Source organism: Corynebacterium phoceense (assembly GCF_900092335.1).
Taxonomy (GTDB): Bacteria; Actinomycetota; Actinomycetes; order Mycobacteriales; family Mycobacteriaceae; genus Corynebacterium; species Corynebacterium phoceense.
In genome coordinates, this window is sequence record NZ_LT596208.1 from 1736459 (window position 1) to 1743514 (window position 7056).

The following is a 7056-nucleotide window of genomic DNA, read 5'->3' on the forward strand; positions in this document are numbered from 1 at the left end:
ATTACCTCTGCTCCCGAACAGCAGCTGTATCTGCGGACGTAGCCTTAACGGGGGTTTCAATGATGATCGGGCGAAGCTTCGCCCACGCAAGGAAGATTACGGATGCGGCCAGCAGCGCCAAGCCCATCCAGAGGTTGTCCGTGGCGTTTTTGAGGGCACCGGTCTCCGGATTGATGCCCGGATCCAGGAAGAAGTAGCTCAGCAGCAGGATGATGGAATAGATGCCCATGAGTGCGCCGATCACGTTGCGCAGGTCAAAGGCACCCGCCTTCTGGCGAGTGGCCCGACTGGCGGTACCGGTCGAGCGCGGTGCAGGTTGTGCAGTAGCCATTGTTATTGACTCCTAGTTCTTGTCTTCAAAGACTCAATCGGTAGATGGTTTAGGCAAAGATGACGTTGAGTACGATTGCCATGACCAGGCAGATCATGCCCAGCGGAACGGTGCGCTGGTACCACGGCAGGTTGGACTCTGTCATGTCCTCGAAGTGGCCCTTCGGAGTCACCGAGGAGACGAATCCGACCAGTTCGCTGTCCGGCTTCGGCGTGGTGAACATGGTGACGATGACGGAGACCAGGATATCGACAGCGAAGGCCACGCCGGCAGCCACGAACGCGGTGCCCTGGCCCGGCAGGTTGAACATCGTGCTGGTGGCATCGGTAAACGTAGCAACGTACCAGTAGCCAATCGCGGACGCCGTACCGGCGATGAGGCCGGACCAGCCGGCATGCGGGGTCATACGCTTCCAGAACATACCGAGAATGAAGGTGGCAAACAGCGGGGCGTTAAAGAAGCCGAAGAGCGTTTGCAGGTAGTCCATGATATTGCCGAAGTTCTGCGCGAGCAGCGCGGTGAACATGGCGATCAGCGTCGCGGCGACGGTCGCGATACGGCCGAACTTGAGGTAGTAATCATCCTCGCGGTCCTTGACCACGTAGGTCTGCCAGATGTCATAGGAAATGACGGTGTTGAACGCAGAAATGTTGGCGGCCATGCCGGCCATGAACGAGGCGAGCAGGCCAGCGATGGCGATGCCGAGCAGCCCGTTGGGCAGCAGGTCGCGCATGAGCAGCAGGATGGCGTCGTTCGGCTTCGCGGAGCCGGCAGCGATTTCGCTCACCAGAACGGAGGCGACCATGCCCGGGATGACGACGAGGAACGGGATGAACATCTTGGGGAACGCACCGATGATAGGCGTCTTGCGTGCAGCCGAAAGCGAATCCGAGGCCATTGCGCGCTGCACCTCCACGAAGTTGGTGGTCCAGTAGCCGAAGGACAGAACGAAGCCCAGGCCCAGCACAATACCGATGACAGACCAGACCGGGTTATCGAAACCGGAGAGCTCAGAGCCCGGCCAGGTGTGGAAGTGGGATCCTTCCGCGACGGCCGTCTTGAGACCTTCCCAGCCGCCCACGCGGTTGAGGCCGATGATCGTCAGCGGTGCGAGCGCAGCGACGATGACGAAGAACTGCAGCACCTCGTTGTAGATGGCCGCGGACAGGCCGCCGAGCGTGATGTAGGACAGCACGATGACACCAGCAACGACGAGCGCGACCCACATCGGCCAGCCCAGCAGGGCCTCGACAATGGTGGCGAGCAGGAACAGGTTCACGCCGGCGATGAGCAGCTGGGCCAGCGCGAAGGACAGGGCGTTGACCAAGTGGGCGCCGTTGCCGAAGCGGCGGCGCATGAACTCCGGCACGGAGCGAACCTTCGAGCCGTAGTAGAACGGCATCATGACAATGCCCAGGAAGATCATGGCCGGCACGGCGCCAATCCAGAAGTAATGCATGGTCTGGAAGCCGTACTCCGCGCCGTTGGCGGACATGCCAATGATTTCCACCGCGCCGAGGTTGGCCGAGATAAAGGCCAGGCCGGTCACCCACGCCGGCAGCGAGCGGCCGGAGAGGAAAAAGTCAATCGACGAAGACACGCGGGCCTTCGCTGCCCAGCCGATGCCGAGCACGAACAGGAAGTAGATTGCGACGATGAGGTAGTCCACCCACGTCGCGTCCAGGCGTAGGACTGATTGTGCAGTCTCCATAGCTCTTGAACCTTTCACGATAAGTACCCGCCACCGCCGCGCGAACGCACGCCGACCCCGAGCACGAGAGAATTACTTGGGAGAAACGTATGCAGTTATGTATTCAGTTACAGTCTGACGGTGCAGTCTTTCGTGGCTATTCAATGACACTGAAGTGCACGGTGGCCTGCCATGGCCGATCCGGGCCCAGCTCCACGAGGTCGGTACCAGTGCGCAGGGCGTTGGGCGGCGCGCTCATGGGTTCCACGGCAATCGCTCGCCCGCGCCCCGGGAAATCCGGCGCGGTATAAATCTGCAGCCAGCCGAGTCCCTCCCCGGAATCCATGCGCACGCCGCGCCCGTCGGCGGCAAATTCCACCGTGTGCGGCTCGGGTCCCACGTAGAAGAGATCATCGAGTTCTAGCTCGGCGACGCAGTGACTCAGCTCCATCGGTGCGTGCTCGCCTGTGGGCACGTTGCGCGCGTCGAGTAGGTGGTGCTCCACCGGCGGCAAGCGCAGCTCGGCCTCGTCCACCGGAGTGCCCTGCGGCGAAAGGTATGGGTGCAGGCCGAAGGCAAAGGGAACGCTGTCTTCCTGCGTCGATGCCCCATAGGTGCAGTGCAGTCCCTGCTCGTCGAGGAGGTACGACGCAGTGACGCGCAACGCCCACGGCCAGCCTTGCTGCGGGGCGATGTCCGCGGCGATCTCCACGCGATCTGGGTCGTGGTTTACGATCTGCCAGGCGGCATCGAGCACGAAGCCGTGAATTGCGTTGTGGCGCTCCGGCTCCGTGATCGCTAGTTGGTGCTCGGTGCCCTTCCACGAGAAGATTCCGTCTTCGGTGCGGTTGGGCCACGGCGCCAGCACGCTATTGGCCGCAGCCGGCGGAAGCTGCGCAGTGTCGTAGCTTTCCAGCAAAGGCGCACCGTCATAGGACAGCGCAGCGATACCCCCAGAACGGAGGTCAATCTGTGCGCTATAGCGCCCCGCGATCAGCCGGACGGTGGGTGCAACTGGTGATGTCCTGAATATGGTTTCCGGCATGGCATTCCTTTCCACTTCGCGGACCGACTGCACGCCGCGTCGCCTCAATCCGGGGCGGTCTATGATGCGCGCTGTTGGCATCCGTATCGTGTCACTCGTGGGGCATCGATGGCGCGGATGCGCCACGATAGCCCTGCATATGAGGTTAATTCGAAGCCACAAATATCAACAAGATATTTCTCCTCAAACGGGGGCATTGCCACACAATCGCACACAATCAAATTCCCCTAATAGCGCAGCTCAGACAACTACACAGCACTTTCACTGGTCATAACCTGTGATATTTTGCACGGAAAAGACTGCCTCCGCCGCTCCAAGTGGGGTTGAATTTGTTGTAGTTTCCTCCGCGGACTGCCCGCTTCGTTCGCACACACACCTGGGCCCAAAGGGGGCATCGGCACGCTCAGCCCACTGCAGCAGGTGGCGCAGATCTTTTCACGCCAGTGCGAATGCATGCCTGATGGGGGCCATCACAGGAACTAACTCGTACACCTCGCTAACGGACGCAACCCGTCAGGCAGCAACGGCCGGCCAGCTCATCACGAACCTCCCCTACGTTCTCAACGTATTCGACAAAGCTACTCAGCCCACGGCTATTCTCCTCAGACCTGCGCCGCTGCGTCTCCACTCCGAAAAGGGTTTTCCCCAAGCCATCTAATTTTCGTGTTTCCAGCCACGCATCATTGAGCGGCCCCGCGCCCGGACGAATCCGCACGCGGGGCCGCAACTGTCTCAGGAGAACGAATTACAGAACCATCGCCGCAACCCACCCGGCGATGAGCAACGGAATATTAAAGTGCAGGAACGTCGGGATGACCGAATCCCGAATGTGGTCGTGCTGGCCGTCGGCGCCCAAGCCCATCGTGGGGCCGAGCGTCGAGTCGGACGCCGGCGAGCCCGCGTCGCCCAGCGCGCCTGCGGTACCGACGATGGCAACCGTCGCAGCGGGGCTAAAGCCCAGCGTCATACACAGCGGCACGTAGATGACCGTGATGATGGGCAGCGTGGAGAAGGACGAGCCGATGCCCATCGTCACAATGAGGCCGACCAAAAGCATGGCCGCCGCGGCCAGCAGCTTGTTATCGCCAAAGAGCTCGGCCGTGGTCGTCACGAGCGACTCCACCTGCCCTGTCTCCGTCATGACGGACGCGAAACCTTGGGCGGTGATCATGATGAAACCGATAAGCGCCATCATTTTCATGCCGTTGGTGAAGACATCGTCCGCGTTGCGCCAGCTCACTGCACCGGAGAGCAGCAAGATGCCCAGGCCCACGAGTGCGCCGACCATGAGGCCATCCGCCTCGAAGTCCATGAGCTGCATGACAATCTGCACGCTAAACGTGGCGATGATGGCAACGACGGAAACCCACAGCTTGTAGGCGGAAATCTCTTCCTTATCCTTCTCCTCCGCAATGGGTGCGTCAAGGTACGTGCGCGGCTTGCGGTAGCTGATAAACACCGCGATGAGCAAGCCGATAAACATGCCGAGCGCCGGGATGCCCATCACCTTCATGATGTTCATACCGGTCGTATCCAGGCCTGCCTCACTGATATTGAACAGCAGAATGTCATTCAAGAAGATGGAACCGAAGCCTACCGGCACGAACATGTACGTGGTGACCAGGCCGAAGGTGAGGCAGCACGTGATAAGACGGCGGTCAATCTGCAACTTGCTCATCACGCCCAGCAGCGGCGGAACGATGAGCGGAATGAACGCGATGTGGACCGGGATGAGGTTCTGGCTCATAATCGCCATCGCAACCATGACGAGGATGATGGTCCACTTCGTCATTGCCACGGCCTTGGGGTTAAGCTCCCCCGCGTTGCCGTTCATCTTGTGGATGAGCGTCTGCGCCAGCTTTTCCGGCAAGCCCGCCGCCGCAACACCCATGGCGAACGCGCCGAGCAAGGCGTAACTCAGCGCGATCTTCGCGCCACCGCCCAGGCCGTCTTGGAAAGCGAGAAGGGTGGAATCGAGGCCCATGCCGGCCATGAGACCACCCGTGAGGGCGCCTAAGAACAGGGCGATGACAACGTGCACGCGTGCCACGGAAAGCACGAGCATCACGATAACTGCGATGAGTACGGCGTTCATGCACGTAAGCGTAGTGCATAGTATGCAGACTTTTGAAATTTTTTAGATCTCGCCGACCCCGGTCGCAGGGGAATGTGTGTCACTGAAAGAAACATGCACTCCACCGGCCGTCATCTGGCACACTAAACGCAACCAATCCCAAGGAGCCCCATCATGCGCGCCGTTACTTTCACCGAGTTCTCTTCCCCGCCCACTATCGAAGACGTCCCCCCTCCGCTCCTGCCCGCCGGCGGCGCCGTCGTCCGCGTCGCGGCCACCGGCGTGTGTCGTAGCGACTGGCACGCGTGGTCCGGCCACGATGACTCCGTGTCGCTCCCTCACATCCCTGGCCACGAGTTCGCCGGTGTCATCGAAGAAATCGACCCCGCCGTCCCCGGTTTTAAGAAGGGCGACCGCGTCACGGCGCCTTTCATCTTTGCCTGCGGCGACTGCGCGCAATGCCGCGCTGGCCACACGCAGGTCTGCCCTAACCAGCAACAACCGGGTTTCGATCTCAAGGGATCCTGGGCCGAGTACGTTGCCGTCACCCACACCGCGACGAATCTCGTGCACCTACCGGATGAGCTCGACTTCGATATTGCCGCGGGACTGGGCTGCCGCTTCGGCACTGCCTATCACGCCGTCACGGTGCAAGGCCGCGTCCAGCCCGGCGAGACCGTCGTCGTCATCGGCTGCGGCGGCGTCGGCTTGTCGTGTGTCATGATTGCCCGCGCCGTCGGCGCCCGCGTCATCGCCGTCGACCGCACTCAATCCGCGCTCGATGCCGCGGAAAAGCTCGGCGCCACTCCCCTTTACTCGGACGAGACCACCGTCGCGCGCATCCACGAGCTCGGCGGCGCCCACGTGTCCATCGACGCCCTGGGAGCCCGCATCACCGCCACGATGGCCATCGAGTCCCTGCACCCCAAGGGCCGCCACGTCCAGGTCGGCCTCCTGCTCGGCGAGGACGCCAATCCCTCGCTGCCCTACGGCCGCGCCATTGCGCTCGAACTCGAGCTGCTTGGCTCCCACGGCCTGGCCACCAGCGAATAAGCTGCCTTGCTTTCCGATGTCGCCTCCGGCCGTCTCGACCTCGCCGGCACCGTCGGCACGCGCATCGGATTCGACGATCTGCCCGCCGCGCTCCCCGCGATGAACGAGCCGTCGCGCACGGGCAGCTTCGGCATGACCGTTGCGGTGCTTGAGCACCAGACGCGATAACAGCGAAGAAGTCGGAACTACGCGTTTAGGATCGTGCTTCCGCATGCGCGACGACGATTGAATCAATCAGCCTCGCCGCCGCCTTAGCCGTGCGTCCATCGATGTCGAAACGGGGGTTGAACTCAGCGATGTCGACGAGCGCCAGCTTGCCCGTCGCGGCGAGTGCGCGGACGATGGCATGGATATGCAGCAGCGGGACGCCAAGCCCCGCTGGCGCGGAGACGCCTGGGGCGACGGCGGCAGGCAGCACGTCGAGGTCAATGGACAGGTGAATCGACTCGGCGTCGGCGACGAGTTCCACGGCGCGCGCAGCCGCGTCCTGGGCGCTGAGAGCGGCAAGTTCCTCGTCGAGCACGACGTTGACGCCCAGATCGCGGGCGGTATCAAAAAGAACTTTCGTATTATTCGGCCGCGAGATACCCAGTACCGAGTAGTCGAAGTCATCGCTATAGACGTCCGCTAACTGCCAAAACGGTGTGCCGGACGTGGGACGGTCCGCGATGCGCAAGTCGAAGTGTGCGTCGAGGTTGATAATCGCGGACGGACGCACGCGGGCTAATCCCCTGCCCGTCGCGAACGAGGTTTCGTGCCCGCCACCGAGCACGATGGGCAGGTGCCCGGCGCGCACGAGTTCTTCCACTTTCGCCGAGACTTCCGCCTGCGCGCCCTCAAGGTCTTCGCCTTCAGTGACAACA

At 61.9% G+C, this 7056-nt stretch carries 7 protein-coding genes; 2 read left to right on the top strand and 5 right to left on the bottom strand.

The features are described from left to right. Position 1: 1 nt before the first annotated feature. From BN9444_RS12420 to BN9444_RS12440, 4 genes are all read right to left on the bottom strand, one after another. On the bottom strand, positions 2 to 331 hold the full coding sequence (locus tag BN9444_RS12420; RefSeq protein ID WP_066491778.1) for a hypothetical protein: 330 nt from the start codon (positions 329 to 331) through the stop codon (positions 2 to 4). A 49-nt stretch (positions 332 to 380) separates the two neighbouring features. Then, the gene (locus BN9444_RS12425) at positions 381 to 2042 is read right to left on the bottom strand and encodes a sodium:solute symporter family protein (RefSeq protein WP_066491768.1); all 1662 of its coding nucleotides are present in this window, start codon (positions 2040 to 2042) and stop codon (positions 381 to 383) included. A 136-nt stretch (positions 2043 to 2178) separates the two neighbouring features. Further along, positions 2179 to 3066, bottom strand: coding sequence for an aldose epimerase family protein (locus tag BN9444_RS12430; protein WP_068802033.1), 888 nt, complete (start codon positions 3064 to 3066; stop codon positions 2179 to 2181). A gap of 745 nt (positions 3067 to 3811) precedes the next feature. Continuing rightward, positions 3812 to 5161, bottom strand: a complete 1350-nt coding sequence (locus BN9444_RS12440) for a Na+/H+ antiporter family protein (protein WP_068802035.1) — start codon at positions 5159 to 5161, stop codon at positions 3812 to 3814. 153 nt (positions 5162 to 5314) lie between these two features. Here BN9444_RS12440 and BN9444_RS12445 point away from each other — a divergent pair, with 153 nt between their 5' ends. Further along, positions 5315 to 6193: an alcohol dehydrogenase catalytic domain-containing protein gene (locus BN9444_RS12445; protein WP_233423587.1), complete on the top strand. Its 879-nt coding sequence runs from the start codon at positions 5315 to 5317 to the stop codon at positions 6191 to 6193. Positions 6194 to 6199: 6 nt separating this feature from the next. Beyond that, positions 6200 to 6361 (top strand): hypothetical protein, encoded by a 162-nt coding sequence (locus tag BN9444_RS15270; protein ID WP_233423588.1) that lies wholly within the window; start codon positions 6200 to 6202, stop codon positions 6359 to 6361. Positions 6362 to 6386: 25 nt separating this feature from the next. Here the strand turns inward: BN9444_RS15270 and BN9444_RS12450 are convergent. Continuing rightward, on the bottom strand, positions 6387 to 7056 hold a 670-nt coding region (locus BN9444_RS12450), incomplete at its 5' end, for an arginase family protein (protein ID WP_233423589.1).

Excerpts from the sequence above, each read along its gene's own strand:
- BN9444_RS12420 (WP_066491778.1), bottom strand. The coding sequence starts at position 331 with ATGGCTACTGCACAACCTGCACCGCGCTCGACCGGTACCGCCAGTCGG.
- BN9444_RS12425 (WP_066491768.1), bottom strand. The coding sequence starts at position 2,042 with ATGGAGACTGCACAATCAGTCCTACGCCTGGACGCGACGTGGGTGGAC.
- BN9444_RS12430 (WP_068802033.1), bottom strand. The coding sequence starts at position 3,066 with ATGCCGGAAACCATATTCAGGACATCACCAGTTGCACCCACCGTCCGG.
- BN9444_RS12440 (WP_068802035.1), bottom strand. The coding sequence starts at position 5,161 with ATGAACGCCGTACTCATCGCAGTTATCGTGATGCTCGTGCTTTCCGTG.
- BN9444_RS12445 (WP_233423587.1), top strand. The coding sequence starts at position 5,315 with ATGCGCGCCGTTACTTTCACCGAGTTCTCTTCCCCGCCCACTATCGAA.